At 68.3% G+C, this 26,147-nt stretch carries 23 protein-coding genes; 13 read left to right on the forward strand and 10 right to left on the reverse strand.

The annotated features are described in order from the left end of the window. The first annotated feature begins 120 nt into the window (after window positions 1-120). Window positions 121-1,041: a LysR family transcriptional regulator gene (locus Q0Q47_RS21470; RefSeq protein ID WP_293864579.1), complete on the forward strand. Its 921-nt coding sequence runs from the start codon at window positions 121-123 to the stop codon at window positions 1,039-1,041. Window positions 1,042-1,113: 72 nt separating this feature from the next. Here Q0Q47_RS21470 and Q0Q47_RS21475 read toward each other — a convergent pair whose 3' ends face one another. Beyond that, on the reverse strand, window positions 1,114-2,733 hold the full coding sequence (locus tag Q0Q47_RS21475; protein WP_293864582.1) for an amidohydrolase: 1,620 nt from the start codon (window positions 2,731-2,733) through the stop codon (window positions 1,114-1,116). A gap of 149 nt (window positions 2,734-2,882) precedes the next feature. Between Q0Q47_RS21475 and Q0Q47_RS21480 the strand changes: the two genes are divergently transcribed. Continuing rightward, window positions 2,883-4,325 (forward strand): amidohydrolase family protein, encoded by a 1,443-nt coding sequence (locus Q0Q47_RS21480; protein WP_293864585.1) that lies wholly within the window; start codon window positions 2,883-2,885, stop codon window positions 4,323-4,325. On the opposite strand, the gene Q0Q47_RS21485 is transcribed toward Q0Q47_RS21480, so the two are convergent. After that, on the reverse strand, window positions 4,315-5,763 hold the full coding sequence (locus Q0Q47_RS21485) for an amidohydrolase family protein (RefSeq protein WP_293864588.1): 1,449 nt from the start codon (window positions 5,761-5,763) through the stop codon (window positions 4,315-4,317). The genes Q0Q47_RS21480 and Q0Q47_RS21485 overlap by 11 nt on opposite strands. A gap of 149 nt (window positions 5,764-5,912) precedes the next feature. On the opposite strand from Q0Q47_RS21485, the gene Q0Q47_RS21490 reads away from it, so the two are divergent. After that, window positions 5,913-7,208, forward strand: coding sequence for an FAD-binding oxidoreductase (locus Q0Q47_RS21490; RefSeq protein WP_293864591.1), 1,296 nt, complete (start codon window positions 5,913-5,915; stop codon window positions 7,206-7,208). Window positions 7,209-7,224: 16 nt separating this feature from the next. On the opposite strand, the gene Q0Q47_RS21495 is transcribed toward Q0Q47_RS21490, so the two are convergent. The 4 genes from Q0Q47_RS21495 to Q0Q47_RS21510 form a co-directional block, all read right to left on the reverse strand. Further along, window positions 7,225-8,310 carry an amino acid ABC transporter permease gene (locus Q0Q47_RS21495; protein WP_293864594.1) on the reverse strand — a complete coding sequence of 362 codons (1,086 nt, stop codon included), beginning with the start codon at window positions 8,308-8,310 and terminating at the stop codon, window positions 7,225-7,227. Window positions 8,311-8,313: 3 nt separating this feature from the next. Further along, window positions 8,314-9,465 (reverse strand): ABC transporter permease subunit, encoded by a 1,152-nt coding sequence (locus Q0Q47_RS21500; protein ID WP_293864597.1) that lies wholly within the window; start codon window positions 9,463-9,465, stop codon window positions 8,314-8,316. Window positions 9,466-9,579: 114 nt separating this feature from the next. Next, the gene (locus Q0Q47_RS21505) at window positions 9,580-10,617 is read right to left on the reverse strand and encodes an amino acid ABC transporter substrate-binding protein (protein ID WP_293864600.1); all 1,038 of its coding nucleotides are present in this window, start codon (window positions 10,615-10,617) and stop codon (window positions 9,580-9,582) included. Window positions 10,618-10,797: 180 nt separating this feature from the next. Continuing rightward, window positions 10,798-11,904, reverse strand: coding sequence for a GntR family transcriptional regulator (locus tag Q0Q47_RS21510; protein WP_293864603.1), 1,107 nt, complete (start codon window positions 11,902-11,904; stop codon window positions 10,798-10,800). A gap of 400 nt (window positions 11,905-12,304) precedes the next feature. Here Q0Q47_RS21510 and Q0Q47_RS21515 point away from each other — a divergent pair, with 400 nt between their 5' ends. From Q0Q47_RS21515 to arsC, 8 genes are all read left to right on the forward strand, one after another. After that, window positions 12,305-13,324, forward strand: a complete 1,020-nt coding sequence (locus Q0Q47_RS21515) for a Gfo/Idh/MocA family oxidoreductase (protein WP_293864606.1) — start codon at window positions 12,305-12,307, stop codon at window positions 13,322-13,324. Window positions 13,325-13,448: 124 nt separating this feature from the next. Next, window positions 13,449-14,690 (forward strand): ABC transporter substrate-binding protein, encoded by a 1,242-nt coding sequence (locus tag Q0Q47_RS21520; protein WP_293864609.1) that lies wholly within the window; start codon window positions 13,449-13,451, stop codon window positions 14,688-14,690. Window positions 14,691-14,774: 84 nt separating this feature from the next. After that, complete coding sequence (locus Q0Q47_RS21525) at window positions 14,775-15,668, forward strand: carbohydrate ABC transporter permease (protein WP_293864612.1); 894 nt, start codon at window positions 14,775-14,777, stop codon at window positions 15,666-15,668. Then, on the forward strand, window positions 15,665-16,504 hold the full coding sequence (locus Q0Q47_RS21530) for a carbohydrate ABC transporter permease (RefSeq protein ID WP_293864615.1): 840 nt from the start codon (window positions 15,665-15,667) through the stop codon (window positions 16,502-16,504). The genes Q0Q47_RS21525 and Q0Q47_RS21530 overlap by 4 nt, the downstream gene beginning before the upstream one ends. Before the next feature lie 19 nt (window positions 16,505-16,523). Next, window positions 16,524-17,597, forward strand: coding sequence for an ABC transporter ATP-binding protein (locus tag Q0Q47_RS21535; protein WP_293864618.1), 1,074 nt, complete (start codon window positions 16,524-16,526; stop codon window positions 17,595-17,597). Between the two features lie 141 nt (window positions 17,598-17,738). Then, window positions 17,739-19,322: an MBL fold metallo-hydrolase gene (locus Q0Q47_RS21540; protein ID WP_293864621.1), complete on the forward strand. Its 1,584-nt coding sequence runs from the start codon at window positions 17,739-17,741 to the stop codon at window positions 19,320-19,322. Between the two features lie 25 nt (window positions 19,323-19,347). Beyond that, window positions 19,348-19,953 carry a GIY-YIG nuclease family protein gene (locus tag Q0Q47_RS21545; RefSeq protein WP_293864624.1) on the forward strand — a complete coding sequence of 202 codons (606 nt, stop codon included), beginning with the start codon at window positions 19,348-19,350 and terminating at the stop codon, window positions 19,951-19,953. Between the two features lie 181 nt (window positions 19,954-20,134). After that, entirely contained in the window at window positions 20,135-20,557 is a 423-nt protein-coding gene (gene arsC, locus Q0Q47_RS21550) for an arsenate reductase (glutaredoxin) (protein ID WP_293864721.1), read from the forward strand. Between the two features lie 58 nt (window positions 20,558-20,615). On the opposite strand, the gene Q0Q47_RS21555 is transcribed toward arsC, so the two are convergent. The 4 genes from Q0Q47_RS21555 to Q0Q47_RS21570 all read right to left on the reverse strand — a co-directional run bounded on the left by Q0Q47_RS21555 (window position 20,616) and on the right by Q0Q47_RS21570 (window position 23,601). Next, window positions 20,616-21,074, reverse strand: a complete 459-nt coding sequence (locus tag Q0Q47_RS21555) for a MaoC family dehydratase (RefSeq protein WP_293864627.1) — start codon at window positions 21,072-21,074, stop codon at window positions 20,616-20,618. A gap of 85 nt (window positions 21,075-21,159) precedes the next feature. Beyond that, on the reverse strand, window positions 21,160-21,540 hold the full coding sequence (locus tag Q0Q47_RS21560; RefSeq protein WP_293864630.1) for a hypothetical protein: 381 nt from the start codon (window positions 21,538-21,540) through the stop codon (window positions 21,160-21,162). Between the two features lie 96 nt (window positions 21,541-21,636). Further along, a complete protein-coding gene (locus Q0Q47_RS21565; RefSeq protein WP_293864633.1) occupies window positions 21,637-22,506 on the reverse strand; it encodes an NADPH-dependent oxidoreductase in 870 nt (289 codons plus the stop codon). Window positions 22,507-22,584: 78 nt separating this feature from the next. Next, on the reverse strand, window positions 22,585-23,601 hold the full coding sequence (locus Q0Q47_RS21570; RefSeq protein ID WP_293864636.1) for an alpha/beta fold hydrolase: 1,017 nt from the start codon (window positions 23,599-23,601) through the stop codon (window positions 22,585-22,587). Between the two features lie 146 nt (window positions 23,602-23,747). Between Q0Q47_RS21570 and Q0Q47_RS21575 the strand changes: the two genes are divergently transcribed. Then, the gene (locus Q0Q47_RS21575; protein ID WP_293864639.1) at window positions 23,748-24,947 is read left to right on the forward strand and encodes an enolase C-terminal domain-like protein; all 1,200 of its coding nucleotides are present in this window, start codon (window positions 23,748-23,750) and stop codon (window positions 24,945-24,947) included. Between the two features lie 174 nt (window positions 24,948-25,121). Continuing rightward, window positions 25,122-26,147 carry a phosphate/phosphite/phosphonate ABC transporter substrate-binding protein gene (gene phnD, locus Q0Q47_RS21580; RefSeq protein WP_293864724.1) on the forward strand — a complete coding sequence of 342 codons (1,026 nt, stop codon included), beginning with the start codon at window positions 25,122-25,124 and terminating at the stop codon, window positions 26,145-26,147.

Genomic DNA, 26,147 nt, shown 5'->3' on the forward strand with positions numbered 1-26,147 from the left:
CGTAAGGAGTCGTCGGCAGCGTCAGATGTGTATAAGAGACAGCACCAGGACAGGCCCCCTCACCCAAAGCAACAATGAGAAGGCTGTTCAGCCCATTGTTTTGCATCTAGGAATGATCGGATGGATCGCCTGCAGGAAATGGAAGTCTTCGTGACCGTGGCCGACGCAGGCAGTTTTGCCGGCGCAGGAGCCCGCATGAGGATCTCGCCGCCGGCGGTCACCCGCGCGATCGCGTCCCTGGAGGATCGGCTCGGGGGCCGGCTGTTCAACCGAACGACCCGCAGCCTCAGCCTGACGGAAGCGGGCGCCCGCTTCCTGGAGAGCGCCCGCCGCCTCCTCGCCGACGTGGAGGAGGCCGAGAAGGCGGCGGTCGGGGAGACCGCGATCCCGCACGGGCACCTGACCATCACCGCGTCCGTCACCTTCGGCCGGTCGGCGCTCGCGCCCGTCGTCTCGGCCTATTTCAATGCCCATCCGCGCGTCAGCGCCTCCGTCGTCCTCCTGGACCGTGTCGTGAACCTCGTCGAGGAAGGGTTCGACGTGGCGGTCCGGATCGCGCCGATGCCGGATTCCGGCCTGATGGCGCGCCGCATCGGCGAAATCCGGCGCGTGCTCGTCGCGAGCCCGGACTATCTCGCCCGGCGCGGCCGGCCCCAAGTCCCGGCCGACTTGAAGCAGCACGCGTTCATTGCCTTCACGCCGCTCCTGCCCAACCGCGAATGGCGCTACACCGATGCCCGGGGCACGAACAGTGTCACCCTCGCGCCGCGCTTCGAGATCAACGACGCGGTTGCCGCGATCAAGGCCTGCGAGGCCGGCGACGGAATCACCATCGCGCTGTCCTACATGGTCGCCGAGGCGGTCCGCGCGGGGCGTCTCGTCACGGTCCTCGACGAGGTGACGCCTCCCCCGGTGCCCGTCCATCTCGTGCACGCGCAGTCTCGGCTCGTGGCGCCGAAAATCCGGTCCTTCGTGGACTTTTCGACGCCCCTTCTGAGAGCGACGCTTCAGGCTCTCACGATCGGGCCCACGGACGCATGAGACTGTCCGTCGACCCTGCTTCATGCCCCCCGCCTGGCATTCCGCGACCGGGCACACCCGCCGGCGACGCCCTCACGCCCTCTCGTACACCACCTGCCCGCCGAGGATCGTCAGGTCGCAGCGGGTGTCGCGGAGGATGTCGGCGGGGTCGGCCGTGAGCAGGTTGCGCGAGAACACGGCGACGTCGGCGAGGAAGCCCGGGGCGAGGCGGCCCTTCACGCTCTCCCGCCTCTGGGCGAAGGCGCCGTGCTCCGTGTAGGCCTGCAGGGCCTCCTCGATGGAGACGCGCTGGCGCTCGTCCATCACCGTTCCCTTCCAGGTCTGGCGCGTGAGCATGGCGTGGAAGTTGGGGAACGGGTTGGGGTCGCACACCGGGGCGTCGCTGCCCGTCGCGGGCTTCAGACCGAGATCGAACCAGGTGCGCAAGGGGTAGCTCGGCAGCGCCCGCTCGGGCCCCAGCACCTTCACGTAGGCGTCACCGAAATCATGGATGAAGACCTGCTGCGGGCAGGGATAGATGCCGGCCTTGACCATGCGTTCGTGCTGCGCCGGGGTCGAAAAGCCGCAGTGCTCGATGCGGTGGCGCCGGTCGGGATCCGGATGGGCGGCGAGGGCCAGCTCGTAGGCGCGGATCAACTGCTCGATCGCGGCATCGCCGATGGCGTGGCAGGCGAGCTGATAGCCCTTCACATGGGCGTCGAGCACCATGCGGTTGAGCTCCGCATCGTCCCACATCCACACGCCCGTCGTCCGGTCGTCCCCGAGATAGGGTGAGGTCATCCAGGCGGTGCGCCCGCCAGCCGACCCGTCGAGGAAGAGCTTCACGGCGCCGATCATCAGCATGTCGTCGCCCGCGCCGGTGATCAGTCCGGCCTCGTGGCATTGCGGGACGATGGAGCGCCCGTCGTCGCCCAAGAGCGTCAGCCAGGTGCGCACCGGCAGGCGGCCGTCGCGCTTGGCACGATGGTAGGCTGCGATCTCGCCGAAGCCGCCCTTCTGCCCGACCGCGGCATCCATGCAGCTGGTGATGCCGAGGGAGAGCAGGTAGCGGCCGCCCGCCTCGATGCCGGCGATCAGGTCCTCCTGCGTCGGGGCGGGAATCGCGGCCTGCACGGGTCCCATGGCGTTCTCGGCAAGCAACCCGGTCAGGCGCCCGTTCTCCTTCTCGATGAGACCGCCCTGCGGCGTCGGCGAGGTCTCGTCGATGCCGGCCTGCCGCAGCGCCGCGGAGTTGCAGATCGCGATATGGCCGCAGGTCCGCACCAGCATCACCGGATGGTCGGGAGCGGCGCGGTCGAGCTCATCGCGGCGGGGGTGGCGGCCCGTGTCGAGCTTGGTCTGGTCGTAGCCGCGCGAGAGGATCCACTCGCCCGGCTGCGCCGTGGCGGCGCGGGCCGAGATGGCCCCCAGGAGGGCATCCAGGGTCGGCGCGGCCTCGGGCTTCGAGTCGACCCACTGCATGGTCATGCCGAGCGAGATGAGGTGCAGGTGCGAATCGTTGAGCCCCGGCGTCGCGAGCCGCCCGGCGAGATCCACGACGCGCGTCCGGGGCCCGATCAGCGGTGCGATCTCTGCGTCGCGCCCCGCCGCCAGCACCTTGTCCCCGAAGATCGCGAGGGCCTCCACGACGCCGTCGCCGCGCCCGCACCAGATGGGCCCGTTGCGCAACACGACATCGGCTTGAACCGCCATGGCTTCCTCCCGTTTCGTTCGTCTTCGCCGGCCCTGGTCCGGCACGACGTTTTCGGACGGGGCCGCCCGCGAGGCAAGCGCAGCGTTGCGATTGACTTGAGCGGATGGGTTCGCCGACAGTCTCGCGCCTTTCAACCGCGAGCATGCGCATGGCCACACCCGTCACCGTCGTCCGCAACTGCGCCTGGGCCGTCACCCGTGCCGACGGGGAGGTGTCCCATGGCTACCGGCAGGCGATCGACATCGCGTTCGCGGGGAACACGATCTGCCATGTCGGGCCAGGCTTCACCGGACAGGCGGACACGGTCATCGACGGTCGGCGCCTCCTGGCGATGCCGGGCCTGGTCAACGTCCACTGCCATTCCGGCGACGAGCCCATCGCCAAGGGCCTGTTCGAGGATGTCGGCACGGCGGCGCTGTGGGGCAATGCGCTCTACGAGTTCTCCGCGCTGATCGACTCCGATGCCGACGCCAAGGATGCCTGCCAGACCGTGATGCTGGCCGACCTGATGCGCTCCGGCGTCACCAGTTGCCTCGACATCGCCGGCGTGCACCCCCACTGGCTCTCGCTGGCCGTCCAGAGCGGCATGCGGACCTGGCTCGCGCCGGGCTTCCGCGAGGCGGCCTGGCGGATGGAGGGCAGCCACCGGCTGGACTACGACTGGAACGCGGCGCGCGGGCGCGAGCGCTACCAGGAGGCCCTGCGCTTCGTCGACGAGGCGAGAGCCCATCCCTCCGGCCGAATCGGGGGCGTGGTCGCGCCCTCGCAAATCGAGACCTGTTCCGAGGCGCTGCTGCAGGAGGCCGCCGATGCCGCCCGCGCCAGGGGCGCCCGCATCACCATCCACGGCGCGCAGACCATGGCGGAGCACGAGGAGCTGCTGCGCCGAACCGGGGAGACGGCGCCGCAGATGATGGAGCGGCTGGGCCTGCTCGGCCCCGACCTCATCATCGGCCACTGCATCTTCCTCGACCACCACGGCTGGACGCGCCAGCGCACGCGTGACGACCTCGCGCGACTGGCGCGGTCGGGCACCACCGTGGCGCATTGCCCGGTCACCTTCGCACGGTCCGGCATGACGCTGCAGACGCTGGGCGGCTACCGGCGCGCGGGCGTCAACGTCGGTCTGGGCACCGACAGCTACCCGTTCAACATGCTGGAGGAGATGCGCGAGGCCCTCATCTGCTCGCGCGTCACCGCGGGATCGGTGTTCGACCTCGACACCGGCACGCTGTTCGACGTCGCCACCACGGGGGGCGCGAAGGCGCTCGGCCGGAACGATATCGGACGCATCGCCGTGGGAGCCAAGGCCGATCTGGTTCTGGTCGATCTGGACGAGCCGACCATGCAGCCCGTGCACGATCCCCTGCGCAACCTCGTCCATTGCGCCGCCGAGCGTGCCGTGCGCGACGTGTTCGTCGACGGCCGGCCGGTGGTCCGCGACCGGCGCGTGACGACGCTGGACGTCGAGGGCGCCGTTCGCCAGTTGCAGGATGCCCAGAAGCGGGCCTGCCGCGTCGCGGAGCAGGCCGATCCCCAGCTCCGCCCCCTCGCGGCGCTGGCGCCCCTCTCCCTGCGCCTCAATCCCTGATCGGGAACACGCGCGGGCTGAGCTGGTCGAGCCTGCGTCCGGCCCAGTCATGGCCGGGCGCGGCGGCGATGGCCTCGCTTTGGGCCTGCCGCAGCAGCTCGATGTCCTCCTCGATGTCAAAGTCGACCACGTCGCCGTTCTTCACCACCTGGCGCCCGTCGACGTAGACGTCCCGGATGGCCCGGTCGTTGGCGGAGTAGACGAGGCTGCGCAGCGGCTCGTAGTCGGGCTGCATGTAGGGGTTGCGCATGTCGACCACGGAAAAGTCAGCCTTGCAGCCGGCCGCCAGCCGGCCGAGATCCGGCCGCCGGATCATGTCGGCGCCGACGGCCGTGGCCGCCATGAACACGTCGTGGGTGGTCGAGGCCGTGAAGCTGCCGGCCACGATGCGACCGGCGTAGCAGGCCATGCGCATCTCATCGAGCATGTTGTGGGGGAAGCTGTCGGTCCCGATGCCGCAGCGGATGCCGGCCTTCACGTAGCGCGACAGCGTGTTGAGGGCGATGCCGCGCCGCGCGAACACGACGGGGCAATGGGCGACCATGGCGCCCGACTCGCGCAGCCTGTCGAAGTCGCTGGCGTGCGGGTAGTGGATCCAGGGATGATCGTTGAGGAAGATGCAGTGGCCGATGATCGTGTCCGGCCCGAGCGCCCCGATCCGGTCGAGCCACTCAATCGGGGTCGCGCCGTAGCGACGCACGATCTCCTGGAACTCGACGATGCTCTGGGCGGCGTGGATCTGAATCGGCTGGTTGCGCTCCCGCGCGGCGGCCAGGGCGTCGCGGATCTGCCCCTCGGAGCAGGTGTCGATCTGCGCCGGGCCGAAGAACCCGGTGATGCGGCCCGAGGGATGGCGCGAGGCCTCGTCGGCGATCGCGACGGCGTCCTTCAGCGCCTTGTCGCCGGCCGCGAAATCGAGCGCGTACTCCACGGAATGGCCGTTGGTGGTCTTCCACGGGCCGGACCGGAACATGCCCCACAGCACGGCCCGGATGCCGGTCTCGGCGTATTCGTCGGCCCATGTCGCGCGCGGGCGACCCAGGTCGCAGATGGTCGTCACGCCGCTCTTCAGCAGTTCCGAGACGGCCACGCGCAGGCAGGGCCTGGTGTACTGCGTGCCCACCTGGAACACCGGCATGAACTCGTAGAGCGAGCTTTGCCCGAGCTTGGGCGACCCCAGTTCCTCCAGCATCCCCTTCCAGCCGGGCTCGTGGCCCGGATGGCTGTGGATGTCGACGAAGCCGGGGATGATCATGAGATCGCTGGCGTCGATCTCTCGCGCGACCGGCCCGCGGTAGTCCCTGCCGACATGCACGATGTCCTGGCCGGAGAAGGCGAAGTCGGCTCCGCGCAGGTAGACGTGGGAGCCTGCAGCCTCGTCCCAGGCCACCAGCCAATCACAACGGCGGAAAACGGTAACGGCGGCGGCTTCGCTCATCTGCAACTCTCTGGTCGACGGATCGGGAGGGGGAGTTTAACGGGGTGCCGCGGCTTCGCCAGACCTTCCCGGGTGGAGCGCCATGCGCCTGGCATGGAGCTCGCCCCGGGCGCGTGCAACGGCCGGTGTTGTTCGACTATGGTGAGGGCATGAGCGCATACGTCGATTCCTTCTACTCCCGCACCCGCCGGCCCACCGCCCCGCGCGCCGCCTTGCACGGCAGCGTCGCGGTGGACGTGGCGATCGTAGGCGGCGGGCTGGCCGGCCTCACCGCCGCCATCGAGATCGCCCGCGCGGGACGCAGCGTCGCGGTGATCGAGGCCGAGCGCATCGGCTGGGGCGCATCGGGCCGCAACGGCGGCTTCGTCGGGCCGGGCTATGCCACGAGCCTCTCGCACATCGCCCTCATGGCGGGACGCGACGCCGCCCATGAGCTCTACCGCCTCTCGATCGAGGGCGTGCGCATCGTCGAGGAGAACCTCGCGGCGCTCGGGCCGACCGACAACGTCGCGACCTACGGCAAGCTGAGCGTCCTGCGCTATTCGGACGCCCCTGCCCTGCTGGTGCGCCAGGAGATGATGGCGCGCGACTTCGGCTATGCGCTCGAGTTCCGCGACCGCGCGCAGGTCCGCGGCATGCTGCGGTCGAAGAAGTACTACGAGGCTCTGTTCGACCCTCAGGCCTTCCATTTCCACCCGCTGAACTACGCGGTCGATCTCGCGGCAGGCATCGAGGCGCTGGGCGGACGGATCTTCGAGGGCGCGCCGGTCGTCGCCTGCGACCTCGACGGTGCGACCAAGGTCCTGCGCACGCCAGGCGGCGAGGTCCGGGCGCGGGACGTCGTCTTCGCCACGGGCGGCTACACGGGCTCGGTGACGCCCCAGCTGCGCGGCGCGATGCTGCCCATCGCGACCTACGTGCTCGTCACCGAAGTCGCCCCGCAGCGGATCGCCGAGGTGATCGGCGTGCCCTACGCCATCAGCGACAACCGTCGCGCCGGCGACTACTACCGCCTCGTCGACGGGGGCCGGCGGCTGCTGTGGGGAGGGCGTATCACGACGCGCACAAGCGAACCGGCGCGGCTCGCCGAGCAGCTCCGCGCGACGATGGTCTCGACCTATCCGGAGCTCGCCGGCATCGGCATCGACGCGGCCTGGTCCGGGCTGATGTCCTATGCCCGCCACCTCATGCCGATGATCGGGCAGGCGAAGCCGAACGTCTGGCACTGCTTCGGCTTCGGCGGCCACGGGCTGAACACGACCGCCATCGGCGGGCGGGTCGTCGCCGAGGGGATTTTGGGCACGAGCGACCGCTACAGGCTCTATGCGCCGTTCGGGGTGAACTGGGCCGGCGGCCCGTTCGGGGTCGCGGCCGCGCAGATGACCTACTGGACCTACCAGGCGATGGACTTCGTCCGCGAGTTCCGCTCCGCTCGGGCGGGGTGAAGGTCCATCCCGCGCGTCAGTCGTGCCCCGTGCGGAGCCTGCGCTCCAGGTAGCGGCTGTAGGCGCCCATGCCGTACGAGAACACGAGGTAGACGGTGGCGGCGAACAGATAGGCCTCCAGCACGGCCGCGCCGACCCATTGCGGATCGAGCATCGCGGTGCGGATCGTGGACAGGAAGTCCAGCAGGCCGATGATCGTCACCAGGGTCGTGTCCTGGAAGAAGCCGATCGAGATGTTCACCAGCGGCGGGATGACGATCCGGAGCGCCGGCGGCAGCACGATGAGCCGCATGGCCTGCCAGTAGTGCAGGCCCAGCGAACCGGCGGCCTCGTACTGGCCGCGCGGGATCGCCTGCAGGCCGCCACGCACGGCTTCCGCGATGTACGCCGCCGCGAAGATGATGATCGCGATCTGGGCCCGCAGCAGCTTGTCCACGGTCATGCCGGTCGGCATGAAGAGCGGCAGCATCACCGAGGCCATGAACAGGATCGAGATCAGCGGCACGCCGCGAATGACCTCGATGAAGAAGATCGCGATGACGCGGATGGCGGGCAGCTTCGACGCCCGCGCGAGGGCGAGGACGACACCGAGCGGGAAGCCCAGCGCCAGACCGACCGCGGTCAGGATGAAGGACAGCGGCAGGCCGCTCCAGAGCGTGGTGGCAACCGGCCTGAGGCCGAAGACGCCGCCCGCGATCAGCACCATGCCGGCCACGACGACGAAGGCCCAGAGCGCGAGGAGCCAGCGCCCCCAGAAACGGGGCGCCATCGAGATGCCGACGGCGACGAAGAACAGCGCCATCGCCAGTGCCGGGCGCCAGTGCTCCTCGTAGGGATAGACCCCGAAGATCATGAAGCGGGCCTTGGCGGCCAGGAAGGGCAGGCAGGCCCCGCTCCCGGCCCGGCAATCCGCCGACGTGCCCTCGACGACGGCCCGCGTCACCATCCAGCCCCAGGCGCCCTTGGCCGCGAGCCAGAACAGCCAGAGACAGGCGAGCGAGATGATGGCGTTGACCGGCGTGCCGAACAACGGCTTGCCCAGGCGCTGCCAGTATCCGGGCTTGGGAGGCGGCGCGATGGCCGCCGTGTCCGTCGACGGCATGGCTCAACGCTCCTTCAGCGCCACGCGGGCGTTGTACCAGTTCATGAACAGGGAGATGATCAGCGATATGCCGAGATAGACCAGCATCATGATGGCGATGCCCTCGATGGCCTGGCCGGTCTGGTTCATCGTCGTGTTGGTCACGAGGACCAGGTCGGGATAGCCGATGGCCGTCGCCAGGGACGAGTTCTTGAACAGGCTCAGATAGGCGCTGGTGAGCGGCGGGATGATGACCCGCAGCGCCTGGGGAAGCACGACGAGGCGCAGGGCGAGGCGGCGGTCGAGCCCGAGCGATCGCGACGCGTCCCACTGGCCCCTGTTCACCGACAGGATTCCGGAGCGGACCGTCTCGGCGATGCCGGCCGAGGCCGACAGCGTCAGGCCCATCAGGAGGGCCGTGAACTCCGGCTTCAGGTGGGCGCCGCCCGTGAGCCGGAACCGGCCCTTCTCGGGATAGTCGATGGTGATCTCCGGCTGGAACACCAGGAGGGCGACGAGCGCCGGCCCGAGCAGCGCCAGCAGCACCCACGGCCACACGCGGCGCTCCACGCCGGTGGCAACGCGCGTCGCCACCATGCGCCGGCGCACCGCGAGGGACAGCACGGCGCCGGCGACGAGGGCCAGGAGCACCTTGGTGTGCGCCGGTGTCCAGTTCATCGCCGGGATGGTCACGCCGCTGTTGGAGATGAAGACGTGCGGCGCCAGCTCGATCGCCTCGCGCACCGGCGGCAGCGTGGTCACGATGAGCCCGTACCAGAGGAACAGGTAGAGCAGCAGCGGCACGTTGCGCAGCGCCTCGACGTAGACGAAGGCCAGCGCCCGGAGCAGCGGATTGGCCGACAGGCGGGCGACGCCGACGAGCAGGCCGATGATCGTCGCGAAGACGACCGCGAGCGTCGAGACGAAGATGGTGTTGAGAACCCCCGTCAGCAGCGCCCGCGCAAAGCTGTCCGTGGGCTTGTAGTCGATCAGGCTGGTGCTGATGACGAACCCGGCCTCGCGGCCGAGGAAGGCGAAGCCCGTCGCGATGTTCTGGTCCGCGAGCTTCTGCGAGACGTTCGAGGCGAGATACCAGCCCAGCGACACGACGCCGAGGACCGCCAGCACCTGGTAGAGGACTGCGCGCACGCGCAGATCGTAGAACAGGCGCGTCATCGCGGCGTGCTCGTTCGGCTGGACGGGACAAGGGGGGATGAACGGGCAGACGGCCTTCGCGCCGCCTGCCCGCAGGTTCGGTCAGGTCCGATCAGGGACGATCGGCCGGGCCGCTCAGCGGAACGGCGGCGAGTAGAGCAGGCCGCCTTCGGTCCACAGCTTGTTCGGGCCGCGGGTCAGGCCGATGGGCGTGTCGGGTCCGACGTTCTTGTTGAAGATCTCGGCGTAATTGCCGACACCCTTGATGACGTTGTAGGCCCACTTGTTGTCGAGGCCGAGCATCTTGCCGAAGTCGCCGTTGACGCCCAGCAGGCGCTGGACTTCCGGATCCTTGCTGGTCAGGAAGGTGTCGACGTTCGCCTGCGTGATCTTCAGCTCCTCGGCCGCCACCATGGCGTAGAAGGACCAGCTCACGATGTCGCGCCAGTTGGCGTCGTTCTGGCGCACCACGGGGGCCAGCGGCTCCTTCGAGATCGTCTCGGGCAGGATCACGTGGGCCTTGGGATCGGGCGCCACCGCGCGCACCGACGCGAGGTCGGAGCGGTCCGTCGTGATCGCGTCGCAGCGGCCGGTGAAGTAGGCGTTGCGCCACTCGTCCGAGTTCTCGAACACCACCGCTTCGTACTTGATGTTGCGGGGCCGGAAGTAGTCCTCGAGGTTCTGCTGCGTGGTCGTGCCGGGCAGCACGCACACGACGGCGCTGCCGAGTTCACCGGCGCTCTTCACGTTCAGCTTCGCCGGCACCATGATGCCCTGGCCGTCGTAGAAGACGATCGGTCCGAAATCGAGGCCGAGCGAGTTGTCGCGCGTGAAGGTCCAGGTGGTCTGGCGCGAGAGCAGGTCGACCTCACCCGACTGCAGGCCCTGGAAACGCACGTTGGTGCTGAGCGGGATCGACTCGACCTTGTCCGGATCCCCGAACACGGCGGCCGACACGGCCCGGCAGACGTCCTGGTCAAAGCCGCGCCGGACGCCCTTGTTGTCGGCGTAGGAGAACCCGGCCGCCACGGGCGACACGCCACACAGCACCTTGCCGCGCTTCTTGACGGCATCGAGCGTGGCCTGCGCATGCGCGGGCGCAGATACGACCATGCCGAGACCGAGTGCGATGCCGACGCCTGCAACCAGACCCAACGCCTTGTACTTTTTCATGAAGATCCTCCCTGCGCGGAGTTGGAACACCCCGCTACACGCCAAAGCTATATCAGTGCAATCGGCTCGACAATTCGCGTGCAGCCTGCGTCACCAGCCATCTCTTCGTTGTGCCGGCGGGCGTGCGGCACCGCCCGCATCCGGCCGGTCGCGGTGCGCTGGAGCGGCGCCTCGGGAAGGCTAGCGCGACGTCGTCCCGTCGACGTTGTCCACGGCAGCGTGGGTCGACGACCTGACGATCAGGTCGGGCTCAAGCATGGCGCGAACCGGAGGCCCGCCGTAGCGGCCATGAAGGCGGTCGGTCAGGAGGCGCATCGCGACCTGGCCGACCGACGAGGGATGAGAGTCGACGCTCGTCAGGGGCGGATCCAGGGATCGCGACCACAGATTGTTGGCAATCGAGACGACCGACACGTCGAGCGGAACGCGGAGCCCCGCCAGGCGCAAGCCCTGCAGAACGCCCATGGCCGTCACGTCGTTGCGGGCAAAGACGGCGGTGAACCGAACGCGCTCGCGCACGAGGTCCTCGACGGCCGATCGCCCGGCCAATTCGGACGGTACATCGTAGCGCCGCACGAGCCGCGGGTCGATCGACAGGCGACGGTCGCGCATGACGTCGCTGTATCCGTCATAGGGCGAAAAGCCCGGGAGACGGGGAAGACCCTCGACATAGGCGATCCGTTCGTGTCCGAGCTCGGTCAGGTGGGCGACGGCCTGGCGGGCCGCCACGCGATAGTCGATGCAGACGCCGTCGCATGCCACGCCGTTCGGCCAGCGCCCGATATACACCAAAGGCTTGCCCGACCGCAGAAACTGCAGGACGCCCTGCGACGCCCGATCCACGGACCCCGGCACGACGAGCGCTCCGCACACCGCCGGATCCGATGCCGACTGGATCAACTGGAGACTTTCGCTGTCGGCGGAGTAATCGGACTGCCCGACGGCCAGGCGAAGCTCGGACAGGCGCGCCTCCTTCTCGATCCCGTCGATCATCTCGCCGTAATAGGGATTGGCGAAAGTCGGGATGATGACCGCCACGGACTGCCGCTGCATTCCGCTCGACAGCTTGGGGCCGCCGGCCGCGTCGGCGACGAATGTCCCCCGCCCCGGATGGCGCTCCAGCCGTCCTCTTTGGACCAGATCGTCGATGGCGCGACGGACGGTGGTTCGCGACAGCCCGAACTCCTCGACGAACTGCCGCTCGGACGGCACCGCCTGTCCCGCCGGATAGCGCCCGCTTTCGATCCGCTCCAGCAGTGAGTCCACCAGGATACTGGTCTTGTTCATGCGGCCTATTGACGGTTGGTATGGTACATGTATCTTTACTGGTATACCTTTCGCAGGCGGGGTGCCAGCGTCAGGCGTCACGGCTCGACCGATGTCGCTGAACAAGCATACACATGACGAGCGAACTGGGACAACCCTTGCTTCTTGTCGTGTCGTAGTGCATCCCGAGCCCTGAAAAGACAGGGGAGGATAAAATGGGACGCGGTTGGGCCCCTCCCTCAGGGGCGCCGATTCTGCTGGCGCCGTTTGGCGCTGGGACGAAGAGCGGGGCGCCTCCCGGTCTTTTTCAGATGATACCAGTATAAGATACCGGTCTGAGCCTACGCGCTCCTCGGGCCCGCCCCGCCCGAAGCCGTCGCGGATGAGCACGACCGTCCAAATCTCCTCCAGAGAGGTCAGCATGAAGACCGGTTTTGCATTGATTGGCGCGGGCCTTTTCGGAGAGCGGCACGCCCAGGCCTACAGCCGCCACCCCCTGGTCGACTTCAAGTATGTCTGCGACCTCGACGAGGCCCGTGCCCGCTCGATCGCCGACACCTACGGAGCGGCTCGCTTCACGACGCGCCTCGAGGAGGTCCTCGCGGACCCGGAGGTGGTCGCCGTGTCGATTGCCACGCCCGATCATGCCCACAGGGCCGTCACGCTCGCCGCGGCGGCCGCCGGCAAGCACATCCTCGTCGAGAAGCCGCTGGCGACGACCGTCGAAGACGCGGAAGCCATGATCGATGCTGCACGGCGCGCCGGCATCAAGCTCATGGTCGACTTCCACAACCGCGCCAATCCTCCGATGGTCGCCGCGAGGGATGCCGTCGCGCGGGGAGACATCGGCAGGCCCTCCTATGTCTATGCACGGCTGAGCAACACCGTGGCCGTCCCACGGGACATGCTGAAGTGGGCCAGCAATTCCTCGGCGCTGTGGTTCCTGGGAAGTCACATGGTCGACATCGTCGGCTGGATCCTGAACGACAAGCCGGTCAAGGCCTATGTGGTCTCGCGCGAAGGCGTCCTGCGCGACCTCGGCATCGATGCTCCCGACTTCCATGTCGCGACCGTGGAGTATTCGAAGGGGACAGTCGTCGTCTTCGAGCACGCCTGGATTCTTCCGACGACCTACAACACGGTCAAGGACCTCAAGATCGAGCTCCTCGGCAGCGAGGGAGCCATCAACATCGATGGCTCCCACAACAGGACGATGGAGCTCTACACGAGCCGCAAAGGCACCTTTCCCGACATGCTGGTCCCTCCCTTCGGCCCGCATCTGACGGGGTTCGTGCTCGACGCCGTCGTCCACTTCATCGAGGCCGTGATCGACGACAGGCCCGTCCTGGCCACCGGCGAGGAAGGCCTCGAGAACACGAAGGTGATCAGCGCCCTGATCGAGGCCGCTCGCCTGGGGCACCCGGTCAGGCTGGACCTCTGACCCGCCTGCCCCGACGTCGGGTCCCTGCGAGGCGAGACGTCACTTCAGCACGCCTTCGGACCGACGAACGGTTCGATCCATTGAACCCGCCTCCAACACCCCATGCCCCGAGGAGAAACCCGAGATGAAGAAAGTCATCGTGTCTGCGGCCCTTGCCGTGGCTCTCATGTCCGCCACAGGGCATGCCAAGGCCGCTGACCTGAACGTTCCCAGCTGGATGTGGGAAGAAGGCCAGGTCGGGCAGTGGCTCAAGGCCAACACGGCCCTGTTCGAGAAGGCGTCGGGCGCGAAGGTCGTCCCGACCCAGATCCCGCCGGCGGATTTCGAGAAGGTCGTCATGACCCAGATCGCCGGCGGCGCCGCTCCGGACCTGATGACCGCCTTCACGAGCATGCTTCCGCCGATGATCAAAGCCGGGACGCTGGCGCCACTCGATCAGTGCATCGCGACCGGGGGCTTCGGCGACCGCCTGCTGCCGTCCGTGGACTTCGCGAAGGTGGACGGCAAGACCTACGGCGTCCCCTTGACGATGAGTCCCTGGTCGGTGGTCGTGAACAGGAAGCTCCTTGCCCAGGCCGGCGTGGAGATGCCGAAGACGGTCGATGAGCTCTACGCCGCATCGAAGGCCGTCAAGGCAAAGACGGGCGCCTATGGCTATGCCTTCGGCAACGACCTCGCGGCCCCGCTGCACGTCTACATCAACGCGATGCAGTGGGTCCTCGGCTTCGGTTCGGACTGGTCGAAGGCGGACGGTACGATCACCGCGAACGACCCGAAGAACATTCAGGCCATCGGCTGGATCAAGCGCTTCATGGACGAGGGGCTCGCCCCCACCGGACTGGGCGTGACCCAGGCGCGCGACCTGTTCGTCGCAGGCAAGGTCGCCATCATGTTCGAGGGTCCCTGGCTGATGACGCAGATTCAGCAGCAGAAGCCCGACCTGATGGCGGACGTCGATTTCGACGTCGTCCCCACCCCGACCCACGTGGCGGTCACGGGCGGGGCCTTCTACGTCATCCCGGCCAAGTCCCCGAACCCGAAGGAAGCCTGCAACCTGCTCACGACCTACATGAAGGAGGATGCGCAGCGCCGCTGGCTCGAGGACCTGAAGCAGATCCCCGGCACGAAGGTGCAGGCCAGCGCCGACTTCCTCGCCAAGAATGCCTGGGTCGGCAAGATGGCCGACATCGCCGCGAAGTATCCCGGCGGAATCGGCTATGCTCCTCCCGGATACACCATCCAGGCGGCCGAATTCCGCCAGATGGTCGTCGACGCCCTCGCGAACATCTATTCGGGAAAGACGTCCGTCGAGGCAGGGCTGAACGCCCTGCAGAGCAAGCTCGTGGCCTGGAAGAGCACGCTCTGAAGACGAGGCCCCAAGGACCTCGCGGAGCGGGGGCGCCCGCCTCCGCTCCGCGTGGGATCAGGACCAGGTCCGAGGACAGACGCCATGTCGCTTTCCCAGGTACGACGCCAGAACCTCTTGCAGCTGTGGCTGCTGGGGCCGGTGGGCGCCGTCCTCATGGTGATCCTGATCTGGCCGATCCTCCAGGGGGTCGCGCTGAGCTTCTACAACACCAGGATCCTGACCTACTCGGAAGGCCGCTTCATCGGCCTCGCCAACTTCCAGGTGCTGCTGCAGGACGAATACTTCTGGAATTCGCTCCAGGTCACCGCGATCTACGGCGCCGCCACGGTCGTGCTGACCTACGCGCTCGGCCTGAGCTTTGCCCTGATGCTGAACCGCTCGATCCCGGCCAGGGGAATCATCCGCACGCTGTTCATCCTGCCCTGGGCCATTCCCGAAGTCGTGGCCGTCATGATCTTCGCCTGGATGCTCGATCCGCAGTTCGGCGTTCTGAACTATCTGTTCGTAACGCTGGGCTTTATCGACCGTCCGCTGGCCTGGCTGTCCCAGGCAAACCTGGCGCTGCCCGCCGTGGTGATGCTGACGGCCTGGCAGCAGTTTCCGCTGGCCATGCTGATCCTGCTCGCGGGTCTCCAGATGGTGCCCCGCGAAGAGTATGAGGCGGCGATGATCGACGGCGCCGGCGCGCTGTCACGCTTCATCCACGTCACGCTGCCCGGCCTGCGCTCGGTCAACATCATCCTGATCCTGCTGCTCATCCTGAACTCGTTCAGGCGGGTGACCATGATCTACGCGATGACGAAGGGCGGGCCCGCACGATCGACCGAGACCTTGTCGGTCATGACCTACAACACGGCCTTCGAATACCAGAAGATCGGCTATGCCGCGGCGGTCGGGACGGCGCTGCTCGCCATCCTCCTGGTGTTCAGCCTCGCCTATTTCCTGATGATCATGCGGAGCAGGCCATCGTCATGACGACCGACCGCCAGAAGCGATCCCCCCTGCAGATCGCCATGCTCGTGGCCACCCTCGCTTGCGCCGGCGTGGTCGTCTTTCCGTACTACTGGATGTTCGTCTCGTCTGCGGAGACGGCAAGCATGTTCAGCTGGCCTCCCCACCTTCTTCCCGACCGCCCGACGCTGACTTCCTATTGGACCATCTTCAAGGAGCGGGCCCTCGGCCGCTGGTTCGTGAACACGCTGATCGTCGCGGGATCCACGTCGATCTTTTCGACGGTGATCGCGATCAACGCGGCCTACGCGCTGTCGCGGTTCAAGACGAGGATCACCTCGTTCTTCACCTTGATCATCCTGTTCTCCCAGCTGCTGCCCGCCGCGCTGATCGTCGTCCCGCTGTTCGTCATCTTCCAGCAGCTCGGGCTTTACAACTCGCTCGCCGGTCTCGTCATCGCGGACACGGCTTTCATCCTTCCCGTCGCGATCTGGCTCCTGAAGGGGTTCTTCGACCAGATCCCGGTCGAGATCGAGCAGCAGGCCATGATCGACGGGTGCTCGCAGCTGGGGGCCTTCTATCGCGTCGTCCTCCCCCTGGCGCTTCCAGGACTCGTCGTCGTGGTCGCCATGTCCTTCATCTCGGGCTGGGACGAGTTCTTCCTCGCCAGAACCCTCATTGCCTCGCAGGACAAGTGGGTGCTTTCGGTGGGCCTCACGTCATTTCGGGGCGAGTACACGCTGGACTGGAGCCAGATGATGGCCGCCGCCGTCGTCTTCACCCTGCCGGCGCTGGTGTTCTTCCTGTTCGTGCAGCGCTACCTCGTCGCCGGCCTCGCGTCGGGCGCGGTGAAGGGCTAGACCTCCGGAGAATAGTCACGTGGCGAATGTAAAGGTCCGGAATCTCAAGAAGGTGTTCGGGTCCGTCGAGGTCATTCCCGGCATCTCGATCGACGTCACCGATGGCGAGTTCGTGGCCCTTGTCGGACCGTCGGGCTGCGGCAAGTCCACCTTGCTGAGGATGATCGCGGGACTGGAGGCGATCGACGCCGGGACGATTGCGATCGGGGAGCGGATCGTCAACGACGTTGCCCCGAAGGACCGCGACATCGCCATGGTCTTCCAGAACTATGCGCTCTATCCGAACAAGACGGTCGCCGCCAACATCGGATTTCCCCTCTACATGGCCGGGATGGGGCGCGCCGAGAGGACTGAAAAGGTCAACGCCGTCATGCGCGCGCTGGCTCTGGAACCGCTGGCCGCGCGGTATCCCAAGCAGTTGTCCGGCGGCCAGCGCCAGCGAGTCGCGATGGGGCGGGCCATCGTACGCAACCCGCAGGTCTTCCTCTTCGACGAGCCGCTCTCGAACCTCGACGCGAAACTTCGCGTCAAGATGCGTGCCGAGATCAAGGAGCTCCACCAGCGCCTGAAGGTCACGACCATCTACGTCACTCACGACCAGGTCGAGGCCATGACGATGGCCGACAGGATCGTCGTCATGCGCGCGGGGCACATGGAACAGGCCGGCAGGCCGCTGGACCTCTACGACCGGCCGGCCAACCGGTTCGTTGCCGGCTTCATCGGCTCTCCGAGCATGAACTTCGTCGATGGGAGCGTGACGGTCACCGGCAACGGCGCGTCCTTCGTCAGCACCAACGGGCTCGCAATTCCCCTGCCTGCCAAGGACGCGGAGCGACTCTCGGGGGCGAAGACGCTCGGCATTCGTCCCGAGCACATCGACATGCAGAACGAGGAGGCGGAGGGCTTCATTCCGATGTCGGTCGTCATCGTGGAGCCCACCGGAAACGAGGCGACGTTCATCGTGCGCTCCGGTGCCGACGAGCTGGTCGTAGCCCTCAACGGCCGGCACGATCATCGGCCCGGAGATACGGTCTGGTTGCGCCCCGCCGCCGGAAAGCTCCATTTCTTCGACGCAAAGGGTGACACGGTCTGATTTGATCTGGCCCGCGGCGGAACGGGCGCGTGCCCAGGACGGTCGCTTGCGAATGCGCAATCCCCCCGCCGCCGATCTCGGTCATACTGCGCGCCTGAACGCGCCGGCGGCCTCGCGGCGCGCGGCAAGGAAGGATGCCCGATGATCCGCCTCAGCTTCCATGGAGCCGCACTGGGCGTGACGGGGTCGTGCTTCGCGCTCGACACGGGCCGGAGCCGGATCCTCGTCGATTGCGGCCTCTTCCAGGGATCGAAGACCGAGAAGGAACTGAACTACCGGGACTTCCCGTTCGATCCGCGATCCATCCAGGCCGTCCTCCTCACCCACGCCCACATCGACCACAGCGGGCTCCTGCCGCGGCTGGCGCGGGAGGGGTTCTCCGGGCCGATTCACGCGACCGCGGCGACCGTGGACCTGTGCTCCGTCATGCTCCCCGATTCCGGGCACATCCAGGAGATGGAGGTCGAGCAGTTGAACCGTCGCAACGCGCGGCGGGGCAAGGCGGCGGCGGTGGAACCGATCTACACCGCGCAGGACGCGGTCGCCTGCCAGCGCCTGTTCAGGCCGGCCGCGTTCGGCACCTGGATCCAAGCCGCGCCCGACATCCGCGCCCGCTACTGGAACGCCGGCCACCTGCTGGGCTCAGCCTCCGTCGAGGTGGAGGTGACGCAGGACGCCGTCGCGACACGGCTGCTGTTCTCCGGAGACCTCGGCCCCGCCAACAAGCTCCTGCAGAACGAGCCGGAGGGACCCGCGGGCCTCGACTACGTGATCTGCGAGGCGACCTACGGGGACACGGACCGGCAGGATGCGACGCCGCAGGCCCGGCGCGCGCTGCTGCGGGCGGAGGTGGGCGCGGCGGCCAGGCAGGGCGGCGCCCTGCTGGTCCCGTCCTTCGCCGTCGAGCGGACCCAGGAGCTGCTCGTCGACCTCGTGGGCCTGATGGAGGCCGGGGAGGTGCCGCAGGCGCCGGTCTTCATCGACTCGCCCCTGGCCACGCGCGCCAGCGCCGTCTTCGAGGCGCACGCCGCGGACGGCGCCAACGGCGAGGCACTGCTGCGGGCCTTGCGCTCGCCGCACGTGCGCTTCACGGAGACGGTGGACGAGAGCAAGGGCATCGCCCGGATGCGCGGCTTCCACATCGTCATCGCCGCCAGCGGCATGTGCGAGGCTGGCCGCATCCGCCACCACCTGAAGGAGTGGCTGTGGCGCGACCGCGCGACGGTGCTGCTCGTGGGCTACCAGGCGCAGGGCACGCTCGGCCGCATCCTCCTGGACGGCGCGACACGGGTCCGCATCCAGGGCGAGGAGATCGACGTCCGCGCGCGCATCCGCTCCCTGGACCTCTATTCGGGGCATGCCGACGGGCCGGAACTGGCCGCATGGCTGGACGCCCGCCGGCCCATCCGGCGCGCCCTGTTCCTGGTGCATGGGGAGGAGGCGGCGATCTCGGGCCTGCGGAGCCGCGCCGCCGGCCTGCTCGATCCGGACAGGATCGTCGTGCCCGGTCTCGACGCGGCCTTCTCGCTGACGGCGGACGGCGCAGCGCCGATCGCCCCCGACCGGCCGGGCCGGATCCGGCCGAAGCAGGTCGCCCGCCTGGACTGGCACAACGATCTGTCGCGTCTCCTCCTCGACATCGGGGACGCTGTCCGCGACGCGGCCGACGAGCGAGGGCGACAGACGATCATCCGCCGCCTGCGGCGAGCACTGGACGACGAGTGACGGGGGCGGGGTGGCCGGTGAACACATGATTCAGGCTCGTGCGGCAGACTGCACGCGCACGACGCTCTTCATCGTCCTCACCGGAGCCACCATGGCGCCCCATGAAGATCTCCTGCTGTCCCGGATGAACCACTGGAACCGGGCCGTCCCCGAACGGGGGGCGGGAGTGTATCTCTACGCCACGCGCGAACCGCTGCCGTGGCCATCGCTCGGCGCCATTGGCGCCAACCTCTACGTGGGCAGGAGCGACAGTTCCCTCGCAGCCCGGTGCCATTTCGACCACGCCCACAGCGGCTTCTCGACGTTGCGCCGATCCCTCGGCGTCCTTCTCCAGAACGAACTCGACCTCGTTCCCAGGCCACGCGCGCCCGGGCCGTCCCGCTCGAACCTCCTGAACTTCCGCTTCGACGACGCCGGCGAGGCGCGGCTGACCCAGTGGATGCGCGACACCCTCCAATACGCGCATGCGGCCGTGGACGAGAACGTCGCAGCGGTCGAGAAGGATCTGATCGCCTCGTTGCAACCGGTCCTGAATCTCACCGGGTGGAAGAACCCGAACAGGAGCGTCCTCAAGAGCCTGAGGGCGGAGGCCGTCCGACGTGCCGCCAAGGGAAACGAGGCGGTCAGCTGACGGGTGGAGGGTCCGACGACAATTGACGTGGCCATCGAGAACGCCTCTCTGGAGCGGTCGACCCGATTGGATGAGGTCGACCGCTCCAGGTTGTTGTTTTGTCGCATGTCCGTTCGACGAACCGGAATCCACTTCGTCGGAAAATGCTCCAGGCCGCGTACGATGAGAGGAGGCACTCATGATGGACGTCGTCATCCACCACAACCCGGACTGCGGCACCTCGCGCAACGTGCTCGCGATCATCGAGGCGGCAGGGTACCGGCCCACCGTCATCGAGTACCTGAAGACAGGCTGGACCCGGCCGCAGCTTCTCGCCCTCTTCGCGGCGGCCGGCCTCACGCCGCGGGACGCCCTGCGCACGACGAAGTCGCCCGCCGCCGAGTTGGGCCTGCTAGATCCCTCCGTCGCGGACGAGGCGCTGTTGGATGCGATGCTCGCCCATCCCGTGCTGGTCAACCGGCCGATCGTCTGCACGGCGAAGGGCGTCCGCCTCTGCCGTCCGAGCGAAACGGTCCTCGACATTCTCGAGCGGTGGCCGGCCGGTCCGCTGACCAAGGAAGACGGATCGCCGCTCATCGACGCCGAAGGCCGCAGGGTGGGCTGAGCAGCGCCCGCACACAGCCGGCTCCGCCGGTGATGTCATACCGCCTTCAGCGGGACGCCTAGGCCTTCGGTCGTTTGCGCTGCAGGCCAGTCCGCTTGCAGTGCGCCACGAGCTCGTTGCGCTGGTTGTAGGCGCGGTGGAGAAAGACGACGATCCCTGCATCCGGGCGCGACCGGCTTTCGCGCAGCTCGACGACCTCCGTCTCCACCCGCACGGTGTCGCCGTGGAACAGCGGCTTGGGGAAGCGCACCTCGTCCCATCCCAGGTTGGCGATGGCGGTGCCGAGCGTCGTGTCGCCGACGGAGATGCCCACCATCAGGCCCAGCGTGAAGCCGCTGTTGACGAGGCGCTGGCCGAACTCGGTCTCGGTGCGGCAATACTCTTCGTCGAGATGCAGGTAGGCCGGGTTGTGGGTCAGCGCGCTGAACCAGACATTGTCGGCCTCGGTGATGGTGCGGCGGATCTCGTGCCGGAAAACCTGCCCCACCACCATCTCGTCGAAATACAGCCCGGCCATTGGTCCACCTCCCGCGTGACTGCCCCATCAGTGAGGGCAGTCACGGGGGGAGTCCAGCCCGGCGGCCGAAGATCCGGGGGAGCCCTCAGCGCTCCGGGAACTTCCGCGTGGCGGTCGCCGTCGCGAGCACGCGGCCGGAGGCGTCCATGGCCTTGGCCGTCCACTGGTAGTCGTGGACCTGGGGGAACGGCGGAGAGGGTCCCTCGTAGCCGCTGAACGGGATCGAGCCGCACGGGATCGTCTTGCCGCCCTTGTAGGCGACTTTCCCGCCGCCATGCCGGTAGGTCTGCACCTGCAGGTCCATCATCTGCAGATCGAACTGGGTGGTTTCCTTCGGCACATTGGCCACGGTGAATTCGGGCGTCTGCGATCCGCACCATTTCACCGCCAGCGTCATGTCGGCGGCCTGCGCCTGCGCCGCACACGCCGCCGCGAACACGCCGGCCAATACGATCCTCGTCGTCATGTCTCACTCCCGGTTACGCAACCGGGGTCATTGCACCACGAAATCGTGTGAAATCCGTGAGTCGCCCCGGACACGCGCGCGTCACCGCCCGCGCGCTCACTTCAGGCCAAAGCCACGCGCGACCAGGGCCTCGCGCAGCCGGTCTCTGCCGCTCAGCGCTTCCGGACCGCGGACGCGGTGCAGCATGGTGTCCGACCAGCCCGACTGGGTCATGCCCTGTTCGGCCTGGAAGCTGCGCAGGGCCGCGTCGTAGTCCGCCACGAGCGCCGCCGGCACAGGACCGGCATACTGCTCGCGATGGAGCACGGCTTCGACCGGCAGGCGCGGCTTCACCGAGGCCGGGCGCGTCTCGTCGGGGCGCCCGACGCACAGGCCGAACACGGCCACGACGTCCGGCGGCAAACCGAGAACCTGCGCGACGTCCTCCGGCCGGTCGCGCATGCCGCCGATGTAGACCGTGCCGTAGCCGAGCGACTCGAACGCAGCCACGGCGTTCTGGGCGGCGAGCGTCGCGTCGACCACGCCGAGCATCAGGCCCTCCAGATAGTCCAGGCCGGTGGTCGGCTTGCCGCGCTCGGCACCGAGCACGCGCAGGCGCGACAGGTCGGCGAGCCAGACGAGGAACAGCGGGCATTCCTCGATGTGGCGCTGCCGACCCGCGAGTTCGGCCAGCCGTGCCTTGCGTTCCCTGTCCTCGACCGCGACCACGCTCCAGACCTGGAGATTGGAGGACGTCGAGGCGGACTGGGCCGCCGCCATCGCCATGGCCAGCACCGGTGCGGGGACGGGATCGGGGCGGTAGGCCCTGACAATGCGGTGGGAGAGGAGCGTCGCCAGCACCTCGTTCCAGGGGAGCGGCCCGGCGCCGGGCTCCCGGCGGTAGCGTTCGACGAGGGCGGCCGCGGCGGCGGGCTCGCGCGGCATGCGGTTGTCGTTTCCCGATGTCATCTCTTCAGCGCGCGTCATCTCGGTGTCCGATCGGTCGGGGGGGCAAGGAGCGTCCGGTTCGGACGGAAGCACGTCGCGGGCGGCGAAGGGCCACCCTCATCCGCGCGCCAGCCAGTCGGCGACGGCGTTGCGCAGGAATGCCTTGTCGGCCGGGTTCGCCGCAGGGTTGCCCGCCCTGTGGCCCCAGATGCTGGGAATCGGACGCAGCTCGGCGTGCCGCAGGTGGGGAAGCTCCGCGGCGTTGTCGGCGACTGGGAAATACTGGTCGGTGCGCGAGGGCAGGAGGAGGACACGCGCCTCGATCGCCTGAAGGGCGCGCACGAGGTCGCCGCCGTAGAGGGCATTCGCGCTGATGTCCGATGCCAGCCATGTGGAGCATTGGGCGTAGAGGTTCTCGGCCTTGCGGCGCAGGAAGCCGGGCGCCCAGACACGGTCGAGGAAGTCGTCGAGCGAGGTGGCGCCCGAGGCCTGGAGGTGCAGGTTCTCGCGATACCAGTCCTGGCTCAGCGCCATGGTCGCGTAGATCCGGGCGAAGGCCCGCATGGCCGCGTCGGGCTGGCGCGAGAAGCGACCGCCGCCCAGATGCTCGGGCGCGGCCTCCAGCGTCGCCTGCAGCGCGTGCAGGAACACCCTGTTGTGGACGGACGTGCGCGCGGTGCCGCAGACGGCGATCGCGGCGCGCACGGCCTGCGGAAACAGTGCAGCCCAGTGATAGGCCTGCTGGGCGCCCATCGAGAAGCCGTAGACGCAGGCCACCGTCTCGATGCCGAACACCTCCGTGAGCAGCCGCCGCTGCGCGCGCACATTGTCCGCCGTCGTCACGAGCCCGGGATAGTCCTCGGTGGTGCTGGGGCTCGACGACAGGCCGTTTCCGAACATGTCGGGGATGACGATGAACCAGCGCGACGGGTCGAGGATCCCGTCGGGACCGATCAGCCATTCCTGGTCCATGTGCTGGGCCGAGTAGCTCGTGGGAAACACGATGGCGTTGTCGCGCGCCGGCGACAGCGCCCCGTAGGACTTCCAGCTCAGCGTGGCGCCCTTCAGGAGGGCACCGGACTCCACGACGAGGTCCCCGAGCTCGAAACGTCCGGTCTTCGTGTCTGCGGTCATCGGCGCGGAACTCCTCTTCCTGTCGCGGGCGACGTTAGGCCCGCAGCGCGCGGCACGCCAGACCGGACCCTCGTGCATGCGTGGACGCCTTCACGCGGTGTGGTCGCACCTGTAGCGTGGGCAGCGCAATGCCTGCGGAGGACGCGATGTCCCGGATCACCTCGCTGCGTCCCGTCCTGCTGAGCGCGCCCTATGCGGATCCGGTCGGCAACGCCGAGGTGCTCCTGCACCTCCCCCATGGCCTGCGCACGACCGGTCTCATCGAGATCGCGCTCGAGGGAGGCATCCGGGGCCTGGGCGAAGCCTACCTCGCGGTCTTCGCGCCGAAGGTCTTCCTGGAGACCGCGAAGCTCCTGGCGCCGCTCGTCGAGGGGCGCGACGTCGGGGATCTTCCAGGCATCGTCCGGGCGCTGCAGACGGCGACGGGATATTGGAGCTACCAGGGGGCGGCGCAGCACGTGTTGAGCGCCTTCGAGATCGCCCTGCAGGACGCCCGCGCGCAGCTCATGGGCGTGCCGCTGTGGAAGGCACTCGGGGGGACGCAGGCCCGTGCCCTGCCCGCCTATGCGAGCGGCGGCGATTCCGTTTCGCCGCGGTTCATGGAGGACGAGTTCGCCACCGTGGCCGGGTTGGGCATCGACGTCTTCAAGATCCGTGCGCGCGGGTCGCAAGTGGCCAAGGCACACTGGTGCCAGAGGGCCGGGAGCGCGGGAGGCCGGGGGATCACCGTCGCCGTCGACATGACCCAGAACCTCGCGGTGCCGTCGCAGAGCGTCGACGAGGTGCTCGCCTTCGAACGCAGCTTCGCCGAGGCGGGGCTGCGGGCGCCGGCCTTTCTCGAGGAGGTTCTCGGGCCGCTGGCGGTGAAGCAGTTGCCCGCCCTGCGCCAACGCGCGGCGACGCCGATCGCCGGCGGGGAGATCGTCACGACGGCCACCGAGCTCAACGACCGCATCGAGGCGGGCAGCTACGACATCGCGCAACCCGATGCCACGGTCATCGGCGGCGTCGGGCCGGTGATGGAGGTCTTCGGCGCGGCGCGCCGTGCGGAAACGGCGGTCTACGTGCACTGCTGGGGCGCGGGCGTCGGCATGCTGGCCAACTATCATGCGGCGCTGGCCGGCGGCGGCGAACGGGTGGAATGGCCCGTGCCGCGATACCCCCTGCGCGAAGCGCTGTGGGCCCATGCGCCCCGGATGGAGAACGGCCGGGTCACGCTGGCCGACGTGCCCGGCCTGGGCGCCGCCCTCACGCCGGCGGTGGAGCGTGAATTCCCGTTCCGGGAGGAGGCGGTCTACCACTGCCTGGTCGACCCGGCGCGGATCCCTCCGGCCGACTGGATTTGACTCGTCGTCTCGCGCCGGCCCGCAGACTGCCGGTTGGCGAGACGGGCCGGCCTGCTTACGATGGCGTGGGAGCAATCGAGAGCGCGGGTCACCGCGCCGCACCGTCGAGAGGAAATCATGCCCAGCCCGATCCGCCATCTCCGCCGCGCCCTGTGGAGCGGCAGCGCCGTCGCCATGCTCGCGTTCGTCCCCTGGTCGCCCGCCGCGGCGCAGGACGCCTGCAGCCATCGCGGGCAGCTCGACACGCTGTACTGCGACGCCGACAACGACCTCGTCGCCGACGCGCCCAAGGACCCCAAGCGGTGGCGCGATCCGTCCACGCTGGTGTGGGCCTACACGCCGGTGGAGGACCCCGCCGTCTACGCCAACATCTTCAAGCCGTTCACCGACCACCTCGAGAAGTGCGTCGGGAAGCGGACCGTCTACTACCCGGTGCAGTCCAACTCGGCCGAGATCGAAGCCATGCGCTCGGGCCGCCTGCACTTCGCGGGCTTCTCGACGGGGCCCACCGGCTTTGCCGTCAACCTCGCCGGCGCCGTGCCGTTCGCGGCCAAGGGACTCGGCACAGAGGTGCGCGGCTACAACCTGGCTGCCGTGGTGAAGGCCTCGAGCCCCTATCAGAAGCTCGCCGACCTCAAGGGCAAGAAGGTCGCCCACACCTCGCCGTCGTCCAACTCCGGCAACCTGGCGCCGCGCGTGCTGTTCCCGGACCAGGGCCTCAAGACGGACGAGGACTACAAGCCGCTGATGTCCGGCGGGCACGACAAGTCGCTGCTGGGCGTCGTGTCGGGCGACTACGACATGGCGGCGGTCGCCTCGGACGTCATGGAGCGCATGATCACGCGCGGAACGATCAAGCAGGCCGACATCCGCGTCCTCTACCGCAGCCCCGTGTTTCCGACGTCCTCGTTCGCCTATGCCCATGACCTGAAGCCCGAGCTCGCCGAGAAGCTGAAGGGCTGCTTCTTCTCGTTCCGGTTCACGCCGGAGATGCAGAAGGAGTTCAACGGCGACGACCGGTTCCTGCCGATCTCGTACGCCAAGGACTGGGCCGTCGTGCGGGAAGTGGCGGAAAAGTCCGGCACCCCGTACAACAAGGCCGCCTACGATGCGGAGAGCAAGCGGGAAGCCGCCGAAGCCGCGAAGAAGGCCGCCGAAGCCGCCAAGCCCGCCGAGCAGCCCGCCGCACCCAAGCCCTGA

Source organism: uncultured Alsobacter sp. (assembly GCF_945952055.1).
Classification (GTDB): Bacteria; Pseudomonadota; Alphaproteobacteria; order Rhizobiales; family Beijerinckiaceae; genus Alsobacter.

Excerpts from the sequence above, each read along its gene's own strand:
- Q0Q47_RS21470 (WP_293864579.1), top strand. The coding sequence starts at position 121 with ATGGATCGCCTGCAGGAAATGGAAGTCTTCGTGACCGTGGCCGACGCA.
- Q0Q47_RS21475 (WP_293864582.1), bottom strand. The coding sequence starts at position 2,733 with ATGGCGGTTCAAGCCGATGTCGTGTTGCGCAACGGGCCCATCTGGTGC.
- Q0Q47_RS21480 (WP_293864585.1), top strand. The coding sequence starts at position 2,883 with ATGGCCACACCCGTCACCGTCGTCCGCAACTGCGCCTGGGCCGTCACC.
- Q0Q47_RS21485 (WP_293864588.1), bottom strand. The coding sequence starts at position 5,763 with ATGAGCGAAGCCGCCGCCGTTACCGTTTTCCGCCGTTGTGATTGGCTG.
- Q0Q47_RS21490 (WP_293864591.1), top strand. The coding sequence starts at position 5,913 with ATGAGCGCATACGTCGATTCCTTCTACTCCCGCACCCGCCGGCCCACC.
- Q0Q47_RS21495 (WP_293864594.1), bottom strand. The coding sequence starts at position 8,310 with ATGCCGTCGACGGACACGGCGGCCATCGCGCCGCCTCCCAAGCCCGGA.
- Q0Q47_RS21500 (WP_293864597.1), bottom strand. The coding sequence starts at position 9,465 with ATGACGCGCCTGTTCTACGATCTGCGCGTGCGCGCAGTCCTCTACCAG.
- Q0Q47_RS21505 (WP_293864600.1), bottom strand. The coding sequence starts at position 10,617 with ATGAAAAAGTACAAGGCGTTGGGTCTGGTTGCAGGCGTCGGCATCGCA.
- Q0Q47_RS21510 (WP_293864603.1), bottom strand. The coding sequence starts at position 11,904 with ATGAACAAGACCAGTATCCTGGTGGACTCACTGCTGGAGCGGATCGAA.
- Q0Q47_RS21515 (WP_293864606.1), top strand. The coding sequence starts at position 12,305 with ATGAAGACCGGTTTTGCATTGATTGGCGCGGGCCTTTTCGGAGAGCGG.
- Q0Q47_RS21520 (WP_293864609.1), top strand. The coding sequence starts at position 13,449 with ATGAAGAAAGTCATCGTGTCTGCGGCCCTTGCCGTGGCTCTCATGTCC.
- Q0Q47_RS21525 (WP_293864612.1), top strand. The coding sequence starts at position 14,775 with ATGTCGCTTTCCCAGGTACGACGCCAGAACCTCTTGCAGCTGTGGCTG.
- Q0Q47_RS21530 (WP_293864615.1), top strand. The coding sequence starts at position 15,665 with ATGACGACCGACCGCCAGAAGCGATCCCCCCTGCAGATCGCCATGCTC.
- Q0Q47_RS21540 (WP_293864621.1), top strand. The coding sequence starts at position 17,739 with ATGATCCGCCTCAGCTTCCATGGAGCCGCACTGGGCGTGACGGGGTCG.
- Q0Q47_RS21545 (WP_293864624.1), top strand. The coding sequence starts at position 19,348 with ATGATTCAGGCTCGTGCGGCAGACTGCACGCGCACGACGCTCTTCATC.
- arsC (WP_293864721.1), top strand. The coding sequence starts at position 20,135 with ATGGACGTCGTCATCCACCACAACCCGGACTGCGGCACCTCGCGCAAC.
- Q0Q47_RS21555 (WP_293864627.1), bottom strand. The coding sequence starts at position 21,074 with ATGGCCGGGCTGTATTTCGACGAGATGGTGGTGGGGCAGGTTTTCCGG.
- Q0Q47_RS21560 (WP_293864630.1), bottom strand. The coding sequence starts at position 21,540 with ATGACGACGAGGATCGTATTGGCCGGCGTGTTCGCGGCGGCGTGTGCG.
- Q0Q47_RS21565 (WP_293864633.1), bottom strand. The coding sequence starts at position 22,506 with ATGACGCGCGCTGAAGAGATGACATCGGGAAACGACAACCGCATGCCG.
- Q0Q47_RS21570 (WP_293864636.1), bottom strand. The coding sequence starts at position 23,601 with ATGACCGCAGACACGAAGACCGGACGTTTCGAGCTCGGGGACCTCGTC.
- Q0Q47_RS21575 (WP_293864639.1), top strand. The coding sequence starts at position 23,748 with ATGTCCCGGATCACCTCGCTGCGTCCCGTCCTGCTGAGCGCGCCCTAT.
- phnD (WP_293864724.1), top strand. The coding sequence starts at position 25,122 with ATGCTCGCGTTCGTCCCCTGGTCGCCCGCCGCGGCGCAGGACGCCTGC.